This is a genomic window from Sphingomonas sp. LC-1 (assembly GCF_025371035.1).
GTDB lineage: Bacteria > Pseudomonadota > Alphaproteobacteria > Sphingomonadales > Sphingomonadaceae > Sphingomonas > Sphingomonas sanguinis_E.
Genome location: NZ_JANZXB010000005.1, coordinates 1 through 15,684 on the forward strand (window position 1 = coordinate 1; position 15,684 = coordinate 15,684).

The following is a 15,684-nucleotide window of genomic DNA, read 5'->3' on the forward strand; positions in this document are numbered from 1 at the left end:
CATTCTTGTTGACGAACACGATGCCGCTCAGCACCCGCTGGTCATCCACGCGCGGCTTACCATGGCTCTTGGGAAAGAACGGTCGCAGCCGCTCCATCTGCTCATCCGTCAGCCAAAACAGGTCGCTCATTCCAGTCTCCTTGCGGAGCCTGAATCAGATCGCGATGCTCACATCAATAGGTCCTGACCCTAGAACGTCTACTCCGACACGCTCATCCGACGGATGACCTCTGCCACCGGCGTGCCCGTCTCCGCCTGCTTCAGCGCAAACGCGATCTGCTCTTCCGTGTACCTCGACTTCCTCATGTCCCAGCTTCTTGCCCGCAGGCTTCAAAGGGCCGGAAAACTCTCACTCAAGATGGATGAAAAAAATAGGGAAGACGTCAACTTCCTGGCCGCCTACAACTTCGCCCGCCGGCTCAAGACGCTCAGCGGGCTCGCACCCTATGAATACGCCGCCAAGATCTGTACGTCAGAGCCAGACCGGTTCATCGTCGACCCGATCCACCAGATGCCGGGACTCAACACCTAAGCTTTGGAAGATCGTCTGATCCGGGAATTCGCAGGAGGGCGCATGAGTGTTCGGGACCGGGTCGCTTTGTCTCTTGCGTCATTCGGCGCAACCACCGCGATGAATCATTGCTAGCGTCGGTCAAAATCAGAGGGCGATTCCCGCCGAAGGGGCGGTCTGCAGCCGTTCGACGTCCTGGCGCGGCGGTGCGCCGAACAGGCGGCGATATTCGCGGCTGAACTGCGAAGGGCTTTCATAGCCGACCGCGAAGCCCGCCGTGCCCGCCGTAGCGCCGCCGACCAGCATCAACCGGCGCGCTTCCTGCAGGCGCAACTGCTTTTGATATTCGAGCGGGGTCATGCGCGTGATCGCCTTGAAATGCGCATGGAGCGAGGAGGGGCTCATGCCCGCCTCGGCGGCGACCTCGTCGATGCGGATCGGTGCGTCGAACCGGCGGCGGATCGCGGCGATGGCGCGGCTGATCTGGTTGAGGTGACTACCTACTGTCACGAGGTGGCGAAGCATCGGTCCGTGCGGTCCCGTGAGCAGCCGGTAGAGGATTTCCCGCTCGATCAGGGGCGCCAGGGCGCGGATCGTGTCCGGCCGGTCGAGCAATCCTACCAGCCGACATGCGGCATCGATCAGGTCGGGGTCGCTGGGATAGACGCCTAGGACCGGCAGGTCGGTTTGGGGCACAGTTCCACCCTCCGCGATCATCAGATCGGACAGCATCGCGGGATCGAGGTCGATCTTGCAGCAGAGATACGGGCGATCGGGGCTGGCATCGATCACGTGGCCGACCAGCGGGAGGTCGACGGAGACCAGGAGATAATGCGCGGCGTCGTAGACGACGCTATGGTCGCCGATCGAGACCCGCTTCGATCCCTGGGCTATCAGGCAAAGCGATGCCTCATAGACGGCTGGCGTCGGGGTGCTCGGTTGATCGGCTCGGATAAGGGACACATGCGGCATCGCGGTCGTGCAAATGCCTGATCCGGTGACATGGCGATCGATGACGGCAGCAAGTTCGGTGATCTGGTCCATGCCGATCGTCATCCGTCAGCCCATCGACATGCGCAAGCGAGTAGAGCGGGTTCTGGAGGATTGTGCAAAGCGTTAGGACGATCGCTCTACCGCTGCCCGACGCTGCAGCATCATCTTGCTGGCTGTCACTTCAAGGCAAGGAAAGCATCATGACAGCCAGCATCGACAAGGTCGTCCTCATCACCGGGGCTTCCAGCGGAATCGGCGAGGCGACGGCGCGCGAACTGAAAGCGACCGGCGCGCGCCTCTTCATCGGCGCGCGGCGCGGGGATCGTTTGCAGGCACTGGCCGAGGAACTGGGCGAAACCGTCGCGTGGCGAACGCTCGACGTGACGGACGGCACCGACTTCGACGCCTTCGTAGATGCCGCCGAGGCGCGGTTCGGGCGCGTCGATGTGCTGGTCAACAATGCCGGCGTGATGCCGCTTTCGCCGCTCGCCGCGCTGAAGCGGGACGAGTGGAAACGGATGGTCGACGTCAATATTCACGGCGTCCTCAACGGCATCGCCGCCGTATTGCCCCGGTTCGTGGCGCAGAAGGGCGGCCATATCGTCAACGTCGCTTCGGTCGCCGCGCACATGGTGATGCCCACCGCCGCGGTCTATTGCGGCACCAAGCATGCGGTGCGCGCCATCACCGAGGGGTTGCGGCAGGAGCATGACGAGATCCGGTCGACCCTCATCTCGCCGGGCGTCGTCGCCACCGAACTGGGCCACGACATAACCGATCCGGCGGTGGCAACGGCTCTGACGGGGTGGCGAAAGAAGTCGCTGACCCCGGATGCGATCGCGCGGGCAGTCCGCTATGCGCTGGAGCAGCCCGAGGGCGTCGACATCAACGAGGTCATAGTCCGCCCGACCGCGGCGGACATGTAAAGCCATCGGCGTGCCGGCTCTTGCGGCCGGCACGCTAGTGCTATCCCTTAGGCCGTCGCGCCGCCATCGATGTTGAGCGTCGTGCCGGTGATATAGCTCGCATCCGGTCCGGCGAGGAACGCCACTGCCCCCGCAATTTCCTCGACCTTGCCGTAGCGGCCGAGCGGGATCGCTTGCAGAACCTGTCCGGCGAATTCGCTATCCGCGGGGTTCATGTCGGTGTCGATCGGGCCGGGCTGCACGGTGTTGACCAGGATGTTGCGCGGCGCGAGGTCCTTGGCCCAGCCGCGTGCTAGCGCCGCGACGGCTGCCTTGGTCGCGCTGTAGACCGTGGTCGCGGGGAAGGCCAATTCCCCCGAAATGCTGCCGATCAGGATGATCCGCCCGCCGTCGCGAAGATGCGGCAGGGCGGCGCGGGTACCGACGTGCAGGCCCTTCACGTTGACGCCGAACTGGCGGTCATAGGTTTCGTCGGTATCCTCGGCGATGGTCGAGAATTCCGCGACACCAGCATTGTGGACGAGGATGTCGATCCCGCCCAGGGCGGCGGCGGCTTGCTCGACGCCCGCGCGCTGCGAGGCCGGATCGGCGGCATCGGCCTGGAAGGCGAAAGCGGTGCCGCCCGCGCTCTCGATCGCCGCCACGGTGGCTTCGGCGGCGGCTTTGTTGCCGGCATAGGTGATCGCCACGGTCGCGCCATCCGCTGCCAGTCGCTGGGCGATGGCCGAGCCGATGCCGCGCGATCCGCCGGTGACGAGCGCTGTCTTGCCTTGAAGGGACATGTGCATTCTCCAAAAATCGGGCCCGCGATCACGGCATCGTGCGCTGTCGCCAGGCAGGAAATGGGGCGACGCTTCAACAGTTCAATAATGCCGAACTATTAAATTTATCGTTGATCCCTATATCTGTCGTATGGCCCGCTTTACTCATCCCCGGCTGGAGGACGTTCCGCTCGATCTGGCGTTGCATGCGCTGGCCGATCCTAATCGGCTGGCCATGGTGGCGCGGCTCGCCGCGACCGAGCGGCTGAGCTGCACCGATGCCGCGCCGTGCGAGTCCATCCCGAAAAGTACGCTGTCCAACCACTTGAAACTGCTCCGCGCGGCGGGGCTGATCGAGACGACGCAGGCCGGGCGCGAGATGATCAACACGTTGCGCCGCGCCGAATTCGACCGGCGCTTTCCCGGCCTGCTCGACGCGGTACTCGCCAACCGACCGGCCTGATTACCCGCCGATCGCGTCGAGTTCGGCCACTGCATCCTCCGGCAGCGTCAGCGATGCCGCAGCGAGGTTCTCGTGGAGGTGCGCCACCGACGAGGTTCCCGGGATCAGCAGGATGTTGGGCGAGCGCTGGAGCAGCCAGGCGAGCGCCACCTGCATCGGCGTTGCGTCGAGCCGCGCCGCCACGTCGGACAGCGCCGCCGACTGGAGCGGGCTGAACCCGCCGAGCGGGAAGAAGGGCACATAGGCGACGCCCTCCGCCGCCAGCGCGTCGATAAAGGCATCGTCGTCGCGGTGGGCGAGGTTGTACTGGTTCTGGACGCCGACGATCTTCGCGATGTCGCGCGCTTCCTCGAACTGCGTCGGCGTCACGTTGCTGAGCCCGATATGCCGCACCAGCCCCTGGCGTTGCAGGTCCACCACCGCCTTCAGCGGCGCGGCGAGCGACCCTTCCGCCGGTCCGTGGACGTCGAACATCATCCGCAGGTTGACGACGTCGAGCGTCTCCAACCCAAGGTTCGTCAGATTATCCTCGACCGCACGGGCCAGTTCGCCAGGCTCGAACGCGGGCAGCCAGGATGCGTCGTCCCCGCGCCGCGCGCCGATCTTGGTGACGATCAGCAGGTCGTCGGGGTAGGGGGACAGCGCCTCGCGGATCAGCCGGTTGGTGACGTGCGGGCCATAGAAGTCGCTGGTGTCGATGTGGTTGACCCCAGCCTCGACAGCGGCGCGAAGCACGGCGAGCGAAGCATCATGGTCGCGCGGCGGGCCGAACACGCCGGGTCCGGCGAGCTGCATCGCGCCATAGCCCAGCCGCTTCACGGCGTGCCCGGCGAAGGAATAGGTGCCTGCCTGGTCGATCGTCATTGTTGTTCTCCTGTGCTGACCCCCAGATATGGCTTGCGGATCATCGCGATAAGCCGGAGTGATCCGTACGGGCTGTACGGAAAACCGAACGATGAAGGCGGACCTTGCCGATCTCAACGCATTCCTGGCGGTCGCGCAGGCGCGGGGGTTCCGCGATGCGGGGCGGACCGTCGGGTCGAGCGCCTCGACGCTGAGCGAAGCGGTGCGGCGGCTGGAAGCGCGGCTGGGCGTCCGCCTGCTCCATCGCACCACCCGTAGCGTCGTGCCGACCGAGGCGGGGACGCGGCTGATCGAGCGGCTGGCACCGGCGCTGGGCGAGGTGGAGGCGGCGCTCGACGTCGTGAACCTGTTCCGGGACAAACCGGCAGGTACGCTTCGGCTCAACGTGCCGGTCAGCGCGGCGCGGCTGGTGCTGCCGTCGATCCTGCCCGGCTTCCTCGTTGCCTATCCCGACATTCAGGTCGAGATCGTCGCCGAAGACGGCTTTGTCGACATGGTCGCATCGGGCTGTGATGCTGGCATCCGCTATGACGAGAGGCTGGAACAGGACATGATCGCGGTGCCGATCGGCCCGCGCATCCAGCGCTTCGCAACGGCGGCGTCGCCGGCCTATCTCGATGTGCGTGGGCGGCTCGACCATCCGCGCGACCTGCTCGATCACGCCTGTCTACGCGGCCGGTTCACCAGCGGAGCGCTGACCAGCCCTTGGGACTTCGAGCGCGACGGCGACATCGTGCGGATCGAGCCACAGGGGCCGCTGATCGCCAGCGTGTCCGGTGCGGCGGACCTGCTGGTCGATATCGCCATCGCGGGCGGTGGGATCGTCCACCTGTTCGAAGACTGGTTGCGGCCGGTGCTCGCCAGCGGCGCGCTGGAACCGGTGCTGCCCGACTGGTGGCAGTCCTTCTCCGGCCCGTTCCTCTATTATTCGGGGCGCCGTCTGGTGCCGCCGCCGCTGCGCGCGTTCGTCGATTACATCGCGCCTAAAGCATCGCGAGCGGCTCGGGGCCGCGTGGCGGCGGAAACAGGTCGTCGAGGCGTCGTAGCTCGGCTTCGGTCAGCGTGAGGTCCAACGCCGCCCGGTTGTCTCGAACATGGGCAGTCGATTCGTGCTTGAGCCTTGAAAAAGTGCAATGAGTTCTTCGTTCGGCTTGGCGTGCAATGCTGTGCTCAGCAAACAGCAGGAGAACGTCAACTTCTGCGAATCGTCCGCTAAGAGCGAACAGTCTGCCTTTGGTAAGAGGCCGAGCGGCTGCGTTCGTCCGCATCTGGTTCGTCCAGCCGTGATTCTCAAGAAGTATGTCCAAAACGCATCAGCGCTTGGCCGATCAATGGGACGATTATTTGGACCGGGAAGGGGAGGGGCCACCAGCTGTGGGTAATGGGCCGATGCCGATATCGCTGGCGCCCCGATCAGCGGCTCATGGCCCGCCGCTGTCCGGGAGATTCTGGATGACGGCCAGTAGTGGTCCAAGAATGGGTAGCAGTCCAACACCCGCCTCTCCTTGGTTGTCGCTGGATGGACGGCTGGGGTCACGTCAGACTAAACACCTAGTCGTTGAAGGCCTCGTCGAGCACGTCGGTGAAATTAGTGAGATGCTCTGCTAGGATACGCGCCAGCGATCCCGAGCGCACCGAGGGGGATAGGCAGATCTCCATTTGCCGGATCGCCCACGGATCGGATAGCGGAACGACGTCCAGTGCCATCGACCGGGCAAAGGCGCGCGCCGCCTTCTCGGGCAGGACACCCAGCCCGAACCCCGATTCCACCATGCGGCATACACCGTCGAAACTCTGTACCTGGACACGCAGGCGCAACGCCCGGTCGGCCTTCGCCGCCTCAGCTAGCATCGTCCGGGTCAGCGCGGTTGATCCGACCAGACCAACGAAATCCTGATCCTGGACCTCGCTGAACTCGATCGACTGCCGATCTCCGTACATCCCCCTCGGGCTGAGAAGCGCCAGCTTGTCACGGCGATAGTTCATCGTCTCCAGTTCGCGCTGGGCGGTGCCGCCGATGATGATGCCGAGGTCGGCGCGGTTGGCCGCCACTGCCTCGACGATCGCGGCGCTCATATTCTCCTCTAGGTCGATGCGGACGTCGGGCCGCGTTGTGGCGAAGGATACGAGGTCGGCGGGCAGAAACTGGATGATAGCCGACGGATTGGTGTGCAGCCGTACGACCCCGCGCATACCCCCGGCGAAGTCGGCCATTTCATCGTCGATCGCCCGCGCCTGTTCCAACAGGGTGCGTGCCGTGACCAGCAGGGCGCTGCCCGCCGGGGTCAGCGTCAAACCCGATCGGCTGCGATCGAACAGCCGCACGCCGAACTGCGCCTCCAGCAGGGCGATGCGCCGTGACGCGGCCGCGATCGCCAGATTTCCCTGTCGTGCGGCCTCGCCTAGCTTGCCACTTTCGGCAGCCCGAACGAACAGCCGTAGCGAGACGAGATCCTGCAGCATGGCCACCCCCATCGTTCGCGAATTGCGAAATCACCCTTGCCCAGACGGCGATATACTAAGCCGGCGAAAGCGATAATCCTATGCGTCAGGCTCCGTCATGAGAGCCATAAAAAATGGACGAGGGGATGACATGGGACAGCGTCTCTGCGCATTGGCAGCGGCCGTAACGGCTTTTGGATGGACGATCAGCGCGGCGTCGCCGGCATCGGCCCAGGCAATCGACGCGGGCGATTACGTTCCGGCGCCGCCCGGTACGCACTTGGGCCTGATCTACCAGCAATTTGCGCATTCCGGTTCACTATATGCGAACGGCAAGAAGGTCGACGATAAGGCCGAGCTGGACGTGGCGGTCACCATCTTCCGCTATGTCGGCTTCACCAAGGTCGCGGGCATGACGCTCGACTACCAGGTGCTTCAGCCCTTCGGCCATATCCGAGCCGGTGGCTCGACGGCCGCGCTCGGCAAGACGACCGGCTTTGGCGACACCATCCTGGTGTCGACCCTGTGGGTGCATAACGACCCGGCCAGCAAATCCTATCTCGGCATCACCCCCTATCTATTCATTCCAACCGGCGAATATGACCGTACCAAGGCACTGAACCTGGGCGAGAACCGGTGGAAGGGGTCCTTGCAGGTCGTCTATTCCAAGGGATTCGGCGACCATTTCGTCGCCGAGCTGGGCGGCGACGTCATGTTGTTCGGAAAGAACAGCGAACTGGGGACAGCGGCGCTCCGGCAAAAGGCGCAATACCGGGTCCAGGGTTTTGCCCGCTATCTGATCGATCCCGCGAACGAGGCGAATGTCCGCCTGATGTACCTGACCGGTGGCGAAACCAGTATCGACCGGGTTGACCAGCACAACATCACGCGCACCTTGTCGGTGCTGGGAACCTACCGACACACCTTCTCGCCGAAATGGCAGCTGCTGACCCAGGTCGGCACCGACCTGTCGGTCCATAACGGCTTTCGCGAGGGCGCGCGGGTCCAGCTGCGCCTGCTCAAGGTATTCTAAAAAACGCAGAACAGAGGATGAGGATGATGGACGACATTGACAGCCGGCGCCTGGGCGACGCTCTCAACGCCTATTCGCGTGGTGCGTTCGATCGCCGCGCTTTCCTGAGCGCGGCGATGGCCGCCGGTGCTGGCTTCGCGGTCGCCAACGCGCTGGGGCTGGCCGGAGGCAAGGCATGGGCACAATCGACGCGGACCACTGCCGCGCCACGGGCGGCCGATTATATCGTGATCGGGGCGGGCTCTGCCGGGGCGACCGTGGCGGGGCAACTGGCGCAGCGCACCGGCGCGTCGGTGCTCGTCCTGGAAAGCGGCATTCAGGATGACAGCCCGCTGATTGCCGACCCTGCGCAATGGCCCGCCGCGCTGGCCTCCGCCTTTACCAAGGGATATGAGACGACGCCCCAGGTGCACGCCGCCAACCGCGTCGTCCCCTATCCGCGCGGCGAGGGACTGGGCGGCTGCAGCAGCGTGAACTGCATGATCTATTGCCGGGGCAGCGCGCAGGATTACAACGACTGGGCGTATAACGGCGCCACCGGCTGGGACTGGAACTCGGTCCTACCCGATTACAAGGCGCTCGAGGATTGGGAGGGTGGTGCCAGCGCCATGCGCGGCGCCGGCGGCCCGCTTCATGTATCACGGCCCGACCCGGCCAAGGGGCATGAAGGCGCGCGTGCATTCATGGAAGGCGCCAAGTCGCTCGGCTATCCGGAGACCCCTGACTTCAACGGCGGTACGCTCGAAGGCCCGGCCTGGGTCAACATGACGATCCATGCCGGCAAGCGCCAGAGTTCGGCGGTCGCCTTCCTGCGCCCGGCGATGGAGAAGGGCGCCAAGCTCACGGTCCTGACGGAGGCGCCGGTGCTCAAGCTGCTGGTCGAGACGGGCCGCTGCGTCGGCGTCCAGTATCTGCACGCCGGCAAGCCGGTCATCGTGCGCGCCAACAAGGAGGTCATCCTGTCGGCCGGCGCGCTGGTGACGCCCAAGCTGTTGATGCTGTCGGGTATCGGCGACCCGGCGACGTTGAAGTCGCTGGGTATCCAGCCGCTGGTCGCGCTGTCGGGCGTCGGCCAAAATCTGCAGGACCATGTCCTGGGCGCCGGCGTCAATTACGAGGCCAAGCGTCCGGTTCCGCCCACCCAGTACAACCATTCCGAAGTCTATATGTGGTGGAGGTCGACGCCGTCGCAGCCAGTGCCCGACATCAACGCGCTCTATGTCAGCGTGCCGTTCGCGACCAAGGAACTGAACCTTCAGCAGACCAACGGCTATGCGATCCTTTCGGGCGTGATGCGTCCGAAGTCGCGTGGCAGCATCCGGCTGAGCTCGGCCGATCCGCGCGCGGCCCCGCTGATCGATCCGAACTATCTGGCAGTCGAACAGGACCTGATCGCGCTGCGCGAGGCGACCAATCTGGCGCGCGCCATCGGCAATTCCGATGCCTATAAGGACATTCGCAAAGCCGAACTGTTGCCCGGCCGGGCGGCATTGTCGCCGGTCGAATATCGCGAGTTCCTCAAGAAGTCGGCGTCGACCTATTTCCATCCGGTCGGCACCGCCAAGATGGGCACCGATGCGACCGCCGTCGTCGATCCGCAGCTGCGGGTGTACGGGGTCGAGGGGCTGCGTGTCGCCGACGCCTCGGTCATGCCGTCGATCACCACCGGTAACACCAATGCGCCGTCGATCCTGATCGGCTGGCGCGCCGCCAAGCTGATCGCGGCGAACGCCTGACGCTATCCGCCGTCCGCCGCGACGCAGCTCATGAAGTTGCGCACGGCGGGCGGCACCAGCGCGGTGCGGCGGTGCGAGACGACGAGCTGTGCCTTGGGGCCGTCGCCCGTGATCCGTGCATAGGTGACCCCCTGCGCATGCAGGCGGCACAACGATTCAGGCACCAGCGCCACTCCCACCCCCGCCGCGACCAGGTTCACGGTCGACGCCATTTGCGGCGCCTCCTGCGCGATCCGCGGGCTGAAGCCCGCGTTACGGCAGGCGGCGATGATGCTGTCATACAGCAACCGGCCATTGGCGCGCGGATAGAGGATGAAGGGATCGCCGGCGAGCTCGACCAGCGCCAGCGACGTCGCCCCCGCTAGCCGGTGCCGCGCCGGCAGCGCGATCCACAGATCCTCGTCGGGCAGGCGCCGGCTGACCAGCCCGTCAGTCTCGCCCAGGGTCGGCCGCAGGAACGCGACATCCAGCGTTCCTGCCTGCAGCGATTGCAGGAGCGCGGTCGTGGCCTTCTCCTCCAGCATGATCTCCAGCGTCGGATAGGCTTCGCGGAAGCGGCCGATGATGTGCGGCACGCGCGGATTGAAGGAGGCCGAGCTGGTGAAGCCGATAGAGATGCCGCCGATCTCCCCGCGCGCCGCGCGCCGCGCCGCATTGGCCGCGTGGTCCGCCGCCTCCAGCGCGGCCCGCGCGAACGGCATGAACGCCACCCCGGCTTCGGTCAGCTCGATCCCGCGCGTCAGCCGGTGGAAGAGTCGCACGCCCAGTTCGTCCTCCAACGCCTTGATCTGCTGGCTGAGCGGCGGCTGCGCGATGCCCAGCCGTGCGGCGGCGCGGGTGAAATGCTGCTCGTCGGCCACCGCGAGCGCGTATCGGAGATGCCGGAGTTCCATATCGAAAACTAATCAAAAACCTCGGTTCGACCTATTGGACGATATTGGAAGGACGGAATATCTACAAGTCATAGAGGCCGTAAGCGCCCGATCGGGAGAGGTGATCATATCCGGCGGTCAGCCTGTCTGGCGACCCGGTGCCCCCCCTGATCGTTGGTCCGCCAGGCCGCGACGGTGACTGGGAGCGAGCGTATGAAAACCGACTTCAGCCGCAATTTCATCGGCGGGGCCTGGGCTGATCCGGTCGAGGGCGCGACCATGCCCATCTACGAACCGGCGACGGGCAAGAGCTTCGGCACGATCGCCGACAGCACGGCCGCCGATGTCGACTTGGCGGTCGCGGCCGCGCGTAAGGCGTACGACGACGGCACCTGGGGCCGCACCACTGCCATCGAGCGCGGTCGAATGCTGACGCGGCTGGGCGATGCGATCCTCTCGCACGCAGAGGAACTCTCGGCGATCGAGGCCAAGGACACCGGCAAGCCCAAGGGCGTCGCCGATGCCGACATCGTCGCGCTGGCACGCTATTTCGAATTTTATGGCGGGGCGGCGGACAAGCTGCACGGCGAGACCATTCCCTATCTGCCCGGCTATCATGTCGGCGTGCTGCGTGAGCCGCACGGCGTAACTGGACATATCCTGCCCTGGAACTATCCCGCGCAGATGTTCGGCCGCACTCTGGCGCCGTCGCTGGCGGTCGGAAACGCGACGGTACTAAAGCCCGCGGAGGACGCCTGCGCTGCATCGCTGCGTCTGGTCGAACTGGCGGCCGAGGCGGGTTTTCCCGAGGGCGCGATCAACATCGTCACCGGCAAGGGGCAGGTTGCGGGCGCCGCGCTGGCCGCGCATCAGGGCGTCGACTTCATGTCGTTCACCGGCTCGCCCGAAGTGGGCCAGGTCATCCAGAAGCTCTGCGCCGATCATTATATCACCTGCACCCTCGAGCTGGGCGGTAAGTCGCCGCAGGTAGTTTTCGCCGATGCCGATTTCGATGCGGCCATCCCCGTCATCGTCAGGGCGATCATCCAGAATAGCGGCCAGACCTGTTCGGCGGGCAGCCGCGTGCTGGTCGAGCGTTCGGCCTATGACGCCTTTGTCGAACGGCTCGCCGACGCCTTCGGCAAGGTCCGTGTCGGCGCGCCCGAGATGAACCTCGACTGCGGCCCGATCATCACCGCCAAGCAACAGCGCCGGGTGCAGTCCTTCATCGACCGCGCTGAGGCTGACGGCGTGCCGGTGCTCGCGCAGGGCTTGCTCGCCGAGGGTATCGCGGCGGACGGCTATTATGTGAAGCCGACCATGTTCGGCCCGGTGCCGCGTGGTAACGTCATCGCGCAGGACGAGGTGTTCGGCCCGGTGCTGATCATCCAGCCCTTCGATGACGAGGCCGATGCGATACGCCTCGCCAACGGCACCGATTATGGGCTGGTCGCGGCGGTCTGGACCCGCGACGGTGCGCGGCAGATGCGGCTCGTCAAGCGCATCCGCTCCGGCCAGGTCTTCGTGAACTGCTATGGCGCCGGTGCCGGTATCGAGCTGCCCTTCGGCGGTTCGGGCAAGAGCGGGCATGGCCGCGAAAAGGGCTTCGCCGCCTTGCATGATTTCAGCAAGACCAAGACGATGGTGCTCAACCACGGTTGAGCTCCCACAGGCTTAGAAAGAGGATAGGGTATGGACTTGAACGGTAAGATCGCCATCGTCACCGGCGCGGCCAGTGGCTTTGGGGAGGCGATCGCTCACCGCTATGCCGCAGCGGGCGCCCGGGTGGTGATCGTCGATCTGAATGGCGACAAGGCCAGCGCGGTCGCCGACGCGATCGGCGAGGGCCGCGCGATCGGCGTCCAGGCCGACGTCACCGCGCGCGCCGCCATCGATGCTGCGGTCCAGGCGACGATCGACACGTTCGGCGTGCCCGACATCGTCGTCAACAATGCCGGCTATACCCACAAGAACCAGCCGCTGCTCGACGTGGACGAGGCGACGTTCGACCGCGTCCTGAACGTCAATATCAAGTCCATCTATCACATGGTGCACGCCGTGGTGCCGGCCATGCGCGACAATGGCGGCGGGGTCATCCTGAACGTTGGATCGGTTGCCGGCATCCGGCCGCGTCCGGGCCTGACCTGGTATAACGGCTCCAAGGGCGCGACCAACTTGCTGTCCAAGAGCCTGGCGGTCGAACTGGCGCCGTGGAAGATCCGCGTCAACGTGATCTGCCCGGTCATGGGCGTCACCGGGATGCTCGAGGATTTCATGGGCATGCCCGACACGCCCGAAAATCGTCAGAAATTCCTGGGCTCGATCCCGCTCGGCCGGTTCTGCGAACCCGGCGATGTCGCCGATGCCGCCATGTACCTCACCCAGTCCGATTTCGTCACCGGGGTCGAACTGCCGGTGGATGGTGGCCGCACGATTTGAGGAGCAGAGGGATGATCGAAGGAAAAGCCGCCGTCGCGCGCGAGAAATCGCAGCCGCTGGAGATCGTCGACGCCCGGTTCGAGGCGCCGCGCGCGGGCGAGGTCCTGGTCCGAATCGTCGGCACCGGCGTATGCCACACCGACATGGTAGTGCGCGACCAGGGCTATCCCGTGCCGCTGCCTTTGGTCCTGGGTCATGAGGGCGCCGGCGTGGTCGAGCAGGTGGGCACCGGCGTCACCACCTTGGCGCCCGGCGATCATGTCGTCCTGTCCTATGGCCATTGCAGCCGCTGCGGCGAGTGCCGCTCGGGTCGGCCGGGCTATTGCGTCGAATTCTACGACCGCAATTTCAAGGGCAGCCGCATGGACGGCAGCCAGGCCGTCTGCGACGCGCACGGCCATCCGCTGGGCAGCGCCTTCTTCGCGCAATCGAGCTTCGGCACCTATGCTATCGCCACCGAGCGCAACGCCATCAAGATCCGCAGCGACGTGCCGCTGGAGCTGATGGGGCCGCTGGGTTGCGGTATCCAGACCGGCGCGGGCGCGGTGCTGAACGCGCTGAAGCCGCCGGCCGCTTCGTCGATTGCGATCTTTGGCGCAGGCTCGGTCGGACTGTCGGCGGCCATGGCGGCCGCGGCGGTCGGCTGCACCACGATCATCCTCGTCGACCTGCATGACGACCGCCTGGCGCTGGCCAAGGAACTGGGCGCGACGCACGGCGTGAATGCGGGCAAGGAGAATGCGGTCGAGCGGATCAGGGAGATCACCGGCACGGGCGGCGCCGACTTCACGCTGGAATGCACCGGCAACCCCAAGGTGCTGGCGCAGGCGGTGGAGGCGTTGCGCGTCCCCGGCACATGCGGCTTGATCGGTGCGGCGAACCTGGGCGACTGCGCCAGCCTGGACATGAACACCCTGCTGTTCGGGCGCACGGTGCGCGGCATCATCGAAGGCGACAGCGTGCCGCAGGTGTTCATCCCGCAGCTGATCGAATTGTGGCGCGCCGGCCGCTTCCCGTTCGACCGCCTGATCAAATTCTACGACCTTGCCGACATCAACCAGGCGATCGCGGACTCCGAGTCCGGCCGGGTGCTGAAACCCATCGTACGTCCCGCTTCAGGAGCCAACGCATGACCGCTACCCTCACCGATGCGCCGCTGACCATTGATTTCGCCGGCCCCTATGCGCTGACGATCGACGGCAAGCTGGTCGAGACGAACAAGTCGTTCGACGTCCTCAACCCCGCCACCAACCAGGTGCTGGCCCAGGCGCCCGAGGGCACCGCCGAGCATATGGAGGCCGCCATCGCGGCCGCGAAGGCGGCATTCCCCGGCTGGTCGGCGCTGCCCTGGGCCGAGCGCGGCGCCTATGTCACCGCCTATGCCGATGCGCTGGAGGCGAACAAGGACGAACTGATCACGCTGCTGACCCTCGAACAGGGCAAGCCGCGCCACAGCATGGCGACCAGCGAGGTGGAGGCCGCGATCTACTGGGTGCGCGAAGTCGCCAAGCGTGAACTGCCGGTCGAGGTGATCGAGGACACCGACGATCATGTCGTCGAGGTTCACCACACCCCGCTGGGCGTCGTCGGTGCGATTACGCCCTGGAACTTCCCCGTTCTGCTGGGCCTGTGGAAGATTGCGCCGTGCCTGCTGACCGGCAACACGATGGTTATGAAGCCGTCGCCCTATACTCCGCTGTGCACGCTGCGCTTCGGCGAGATCGCGCAGCGGGTGTTCCCGGCCGGCGTGCTCAATATCGTGTCGGGCGGCAACGATCTGGGCGCGCAGATGACCGAACATCCTGACATCGCCAAGATCAGCTTCACCGGCTCGACCTCGACCGGCAAGAAGGTGATGGCGTCGGGCGCGTCGAACCTGAAGCGGATCACGCTGGAACTCGGTGGCAACGACGCCGCGATCGTGCTGGCCGATGCCGATTGGGAACCGCTGATCCCCACCCTGTTCTGGGCCGCGTTCGGCAATTCGGGCCAATGGTGCATCGCCTCTAAGCGCCTCTACGTCCACCGCTCGATCCACGCCGCCTTCGTCGCCGCCTTCGTCGAATATGGCCGCCAGCAGACGGTCGGCGACGGCATGGACCCGGCGACCGATCTCGGCCCGATCCAGAACCGGATGCAGTATGACAAGCTGAAGGACCTGTTCGCCGATGTGAAGGCGAACGGCTATACCGTCCCGCTCGGCGGTACGATCGACGAGAGCCTGGCAGGCAATTTCGTGCCCGTCACCATTGTCGACAACCCGCCCGAGACCAGCCGGATCGTCAAGGAGGAGCCGTTCGGCCCGATCCTGCCGATCATCGCCTTCGACGATGTCGAGGAGGTGATCGCCAAGGCCAACGACACGCCCTTCGGCCTGGCCGGATCGGTCTGGGGCCGCGACCGCGATGCCGCCATCGCCGTCGCCAAGCGGCTGGAGACGGGCACGGTCTGGGTGAACGAGATCCATATCCACGGGATCGACATCCCCTTCGGTGGCCACAAGCAGTCGGGCCTGGGCGTCGAGAACGGCTCGGAGGGGCTGGCCGAGTTCACCAACACCAAGACGTACATGTTCCGCAAGTGATGACTGGCCGGGGTGGCCCCATTGGCCGCCCCGCCACTTCAGCGAACCATTCAAGGAATA

General features: G+C 65.5%; 14 protein-coding genes and 3 pseudogenes. 10 read left to right on the forward strand and 7 right to left on the reverse strand.

The window, feature by feature from the left end; genetic code table 11:
- Both NZL82_RS08665 and NZL82_RS08670 read right to left on the reverse strand, forming a co-directional pair.
- A pseudogene (locus NZL82_RS08665) lies at window positions 1–130 on the reverse strand (IS5/IS1182 family transposase); the annotation flags it as partial.
- A 71-nt stretch (window positions 131–201) separates the two neighbouring features.
- Window positions 202–306, reverse strand: a pseudogene (locus tag NZL82_RS08670) (transposase); the annotation flags it as partial.
- Between the two features lie 79 nt (window positions 307–385).
- Here NZL82_RS08670 and NZL82_RS08675 point away from each other — a divergent pair.
- Window positions 386–532: pseudogene (locus tag NZL82_RS08675) on the forward strand (IS481 family transposase); the annotation flags it as partial.
- Between the two features lie 126 nt (window positions 533–658).
- Here NZL82_RS08675 and NZL82_RS08680 read toward each other — a convergent pair.
- The gene (locus NZL82_RS08680) at window positions 659–1,555 is read right to left on the reverse strand and encodes an AraC family transcriptional regulator (protein WP_261269600.1); all 897 of its coding nucleotides are present in this window, start codon (window positions 1,553–1,555) and stop codon (window positions 659–661) included.
- Window positions 1,556–1,704: 149 nt separating this feature from the next.
- Here NZL82_RS08680 and NZL82_RS08685 point away from each other — a divergent pair, with 149 nt between their 5' ends.
- A complete protein-coding gene (locus tag NZL82_RS08685; RefSeq protein ID WP_261269368.1) occupies window positions 1,705–2,430 on the forward strand; it encodes an SDR family oxidoreductase in 726 nt (241 codons plus the stop codon).
- Window positions 2,431–2,477: 47 nt separating this feature from the next.
- On the opposite strand, the gene NZL82_RS08690 is transcribed toward NZL82_RS08685, so the two are convergent.
- Window positions 2,478–3,212, reverse strand: a complete 735-nt coding sequence (locus NZL82_RS08690) for an SDR family oxidoreductase (protein ID WP_261269369.1) — start codon at window positions 3,210–3,212, stop codon at window positions 2,478–2,480.
- Window positions 3,213–3,342: 130 nt separating this feature from the next.
- Here NZL82_RS08690 and NZL82_RS08695 point away from each other — a divergent pair, with 130 nt between their 5' ends.
- Complete coding sequence (locus NZL82_RS08695; RefSeq protein ID WP_042487985.1) at window positions 3,343–3,654, forward strand: helix-turn-helix transcriptional regulator; 312 nt, start codon at window positions 3,343–3,345, stop codon at window positions 3,652–3,654.
- Here NZL82_RS08695 and NZL82_RS08700 read toward each other — a convergent pair whose 3' ends face one another.
- Window positions 3,655–4,518 (reverse strand): aldo/keto reductase family oxidoreductase, encoded by an 864-nt coding sequence (locus NZL82_RS08700; protein WP_261269370.1) that lies wholly within the window; start codon window positions 4,516–4,518, stop codon window positions 3,655–3,657.
- Between the two features lie 91 nt (window positions 4,519–4,609).
- On the opposite strand from NZL82_RS08700, the gene NZL82_RS08705 reads away from it, so the two are divergent.
- Window positions 4,610–5,584, forward strand: coding sequence for a LysR family transcriptional regulator (locus NZL82_RS08705; protein ID WP_261269371.1), 975 nt, complete (start codon window positions 4,610–4,612; stop codon window positions 5,582–5,584).
- Between the two features lie 485 nt (window positions 5,585–6,069).
- Here the strand turns inward: NZL82_RS08705 and NZL82_RS08710 are convergent, their stop codons facing one another.
- On the reverse strand, window positions 6,070–6,981 hold the full coding sequence (locus NZL82_RS08710) for a LysR substrate-binding domain-containing protein (RefSeq protein WP_261269372.1): 912 nt from the start codon (window positions 6,979–6,981) through the stop codon (window positions 6,070–6,072).
- Between the two features lie 130 nt (window positions 6,982–7,111).
- Between NZL82_RS08710 and NZL82_RS08715 the strand changes: the two genes are divergently transcribed.
- Both NZL82_RS08715 and NZL82_RS08720 read left to right on the forward strand, forming a co-directional pair.
- A complete protein-coding gene (locus NZL82_RS08715) occupies window positions 7,112–7,993 on the forward strand; it encodes a transporter (RefSeq protein ID WP_261269373.1) in 882 nt (293 codons plus the stop codon).
- Between the two features lie 26 nt (window positions 7,994–8,019).
- Window positions 8,020–9,729 (forward strand): GMC family oxidoreductase, encoded by a 1,710-nt coding sequence (locus NZL82_RS08720; protein ID WP_261269374.1) that lies wholly within the window; start codon window positions 8,020–8,022, stop codon window positions 9,727–9,729.
- Between the two features lie 2 nt (window positions 9,730–9,731).
- Here the strand turns inward: NZL82_RS08720 and NZL82_RS08725 are convergent, their stop codons facing one another.
- Window positions 9,732–10,622 carry a LysR family transcriptional regulator gene (locus tag NZL82_RS08725; protein ID WP_261269375.1) on the reverse strand — a complete coding sequence of 297 codons (891 nt, stop codon included), beginning with the start codon at window positions 10,620–10,622 and terminating at the stop codon, window positions 9,732–9,734.
- 192 nt (window positions 10,623–10,814) lie between these two features.
- On the opposite strand from NZL82_RS08725, the gene NZL82_RS08730 reads away from it, so the two are divergent.
- From NZL82_RS08730 to NZL82_RS08745, 4 genes are read left to right on the forward strand one after another with little or no spacing between them, the layout of a single operon-like run.
- On the forward strand, window positions 10,815–12,263 hold the full coding sequence (locus NZL82_RS08730; protein ID WP_261269376.1) for an aldehyde dehydrogenase family protein: 1,449 nt from the start codon (window positions 10,815–10,817) through the stop codon (window positions 12,261–12,263).
- A 30-nt stretch (window positions 12,264–12,293) separates the two neighbouring features.
- Window positions 12,294–13,040, forward strand: coding sequence for an SDR family oxidoreductase (locus NZL82_RS08735; protein ID WP_261269377.1), 747 nt, complete (start codon window positions 12,294–12,296; stop codon window positions 13,038–13,040).
- An 11-nt stretch (window positions 13,041–13,051) separates the two neighbouring features.
- Complete coding sequence (locus tag NZL82_RS08740; protein ID WP_261269378.1) at window positions 13,052–14,173, forward strand: NAD(P)-dependent alcohol dehydrogenase; 1,122 nt, start codon at window positions 13,052–13,054, stop codon at window positions 14,171–14,173.
- Window positions 14,170–15,624, forward strand: coding sequence for an aldehyde dehydrogenase family protein (locus NZL82_RS08745; protein ID WP_261269379.1), 1,455 nt, complete (start codon window positions 14,170–14,172; stop codon window positions 15,622–15,624). The genes NZL82_RS08740 and NZL82_RS08745 overlap by 4 nt, the downstream gene beginning before the upstream one ends.
- Window positions 15,625–15,684 lie beyond the last annotated feature (60 nt).

Bases quoted from the DNA above. Each gene is read 5' to 3' on its own strand.
- NZL82_RS08745 (WP_261269379.1), top strand. From the start codon at position 14,170: ATGACCGCTACCCTCACCGATGCGCCGCTGACCATTGATTTCGCCGGC.
- NZL82_RS08695 (WP_042487985.1), top strand. From the start codon at position 3,343: ATGGCCCGCTTTACTCATCCCCGGCTGGAGGACGTTCCGCTCGATCTG.
- NZL82_RS08710 (WP_261269372.1), bottom strand. From the start codon at position 6,981: ATGCTGCAGGATCTCGTCTCGCTACGGCTGTTCGTTCGGGCTGCCGAA.
- NZL82_RS08725 (WP_261269375.1), bottom strand. From the start codon at position 10,622: ATGGAACTCCGGCATCTCCGATACGCGCTCGCGGTGGCCGACGAGCAG.
- NZL82_RS08735 (WP_261269377.1), top strand. From the start codon at position 12,294: ATGGACTTGAACGGTAAGATCGCCATCGTCACCGGCGCGGCCAGTGGC.
- NZL82_RS08740 (WP_261269378.1), top strand. From the start codon at position 13,052: ATGATCGAAGGAAAAGCCGCCGTCGCGCGCGAGAAATCGCAGCCGCTG.
- NZL82_RS08705 (WP_261269371.1), top strand. From the start codon at position 4,610: ATGAAGGCGGACCTTGCCGATCTCAACGCATTCCTGGCGGTCGCGCAG.
- NZL82_RS08690 (WP_261269369.1), bottom strand. From the start codon at position 3,212: ATGTCCCTTCAAGGCAAGACAGCGCTCGTCACCGGCGGATCGCGCGGC.
- NZL82_RS08680 (WP_261269600.1), bottom strand. From the start codon at position 1,555: ATGGACCAGATCACCGAACTTGCTGCCGTCATCGATCGCCATGTCACC.
- NZL82_RS08715 (WP_261269373.1), top strand. From the start codon at position 7,112: ATGGGACAGCGTCTCTGCGCATTGGCAGCGGCCGTAACGGCTTTTGGA.
- NZL82_RS08700 (WP_261269370.1), bottom strand. From the start codon at position 4,518: ATGACGATCGACCAGGCAGGCACCTATTCCTTCGCCGGGCACGCCGTG.
- NZL82_RS08685 (WP_261269368.1), top strand. From the start codon at position 1,705: ATGACAGCCAGCATCGACAAGGTCGTCCTCATCACCGGGGCTTCCAGC.
- NZL82_RS08730 (WP_261269376.1), top strand. From the start codon at position 10,815: ATGAAAACCGACTTCAGCCGCAATTTCATCGGCGGGGCCTGGGCTGAT.
- NZL82_RS08720 (WP_261269374.1), top strand. From the start codon at position 8,020: ATGGACGACATTGACAGCCGGCGCCTGGGCGACGCTCTCAACGCCTAT.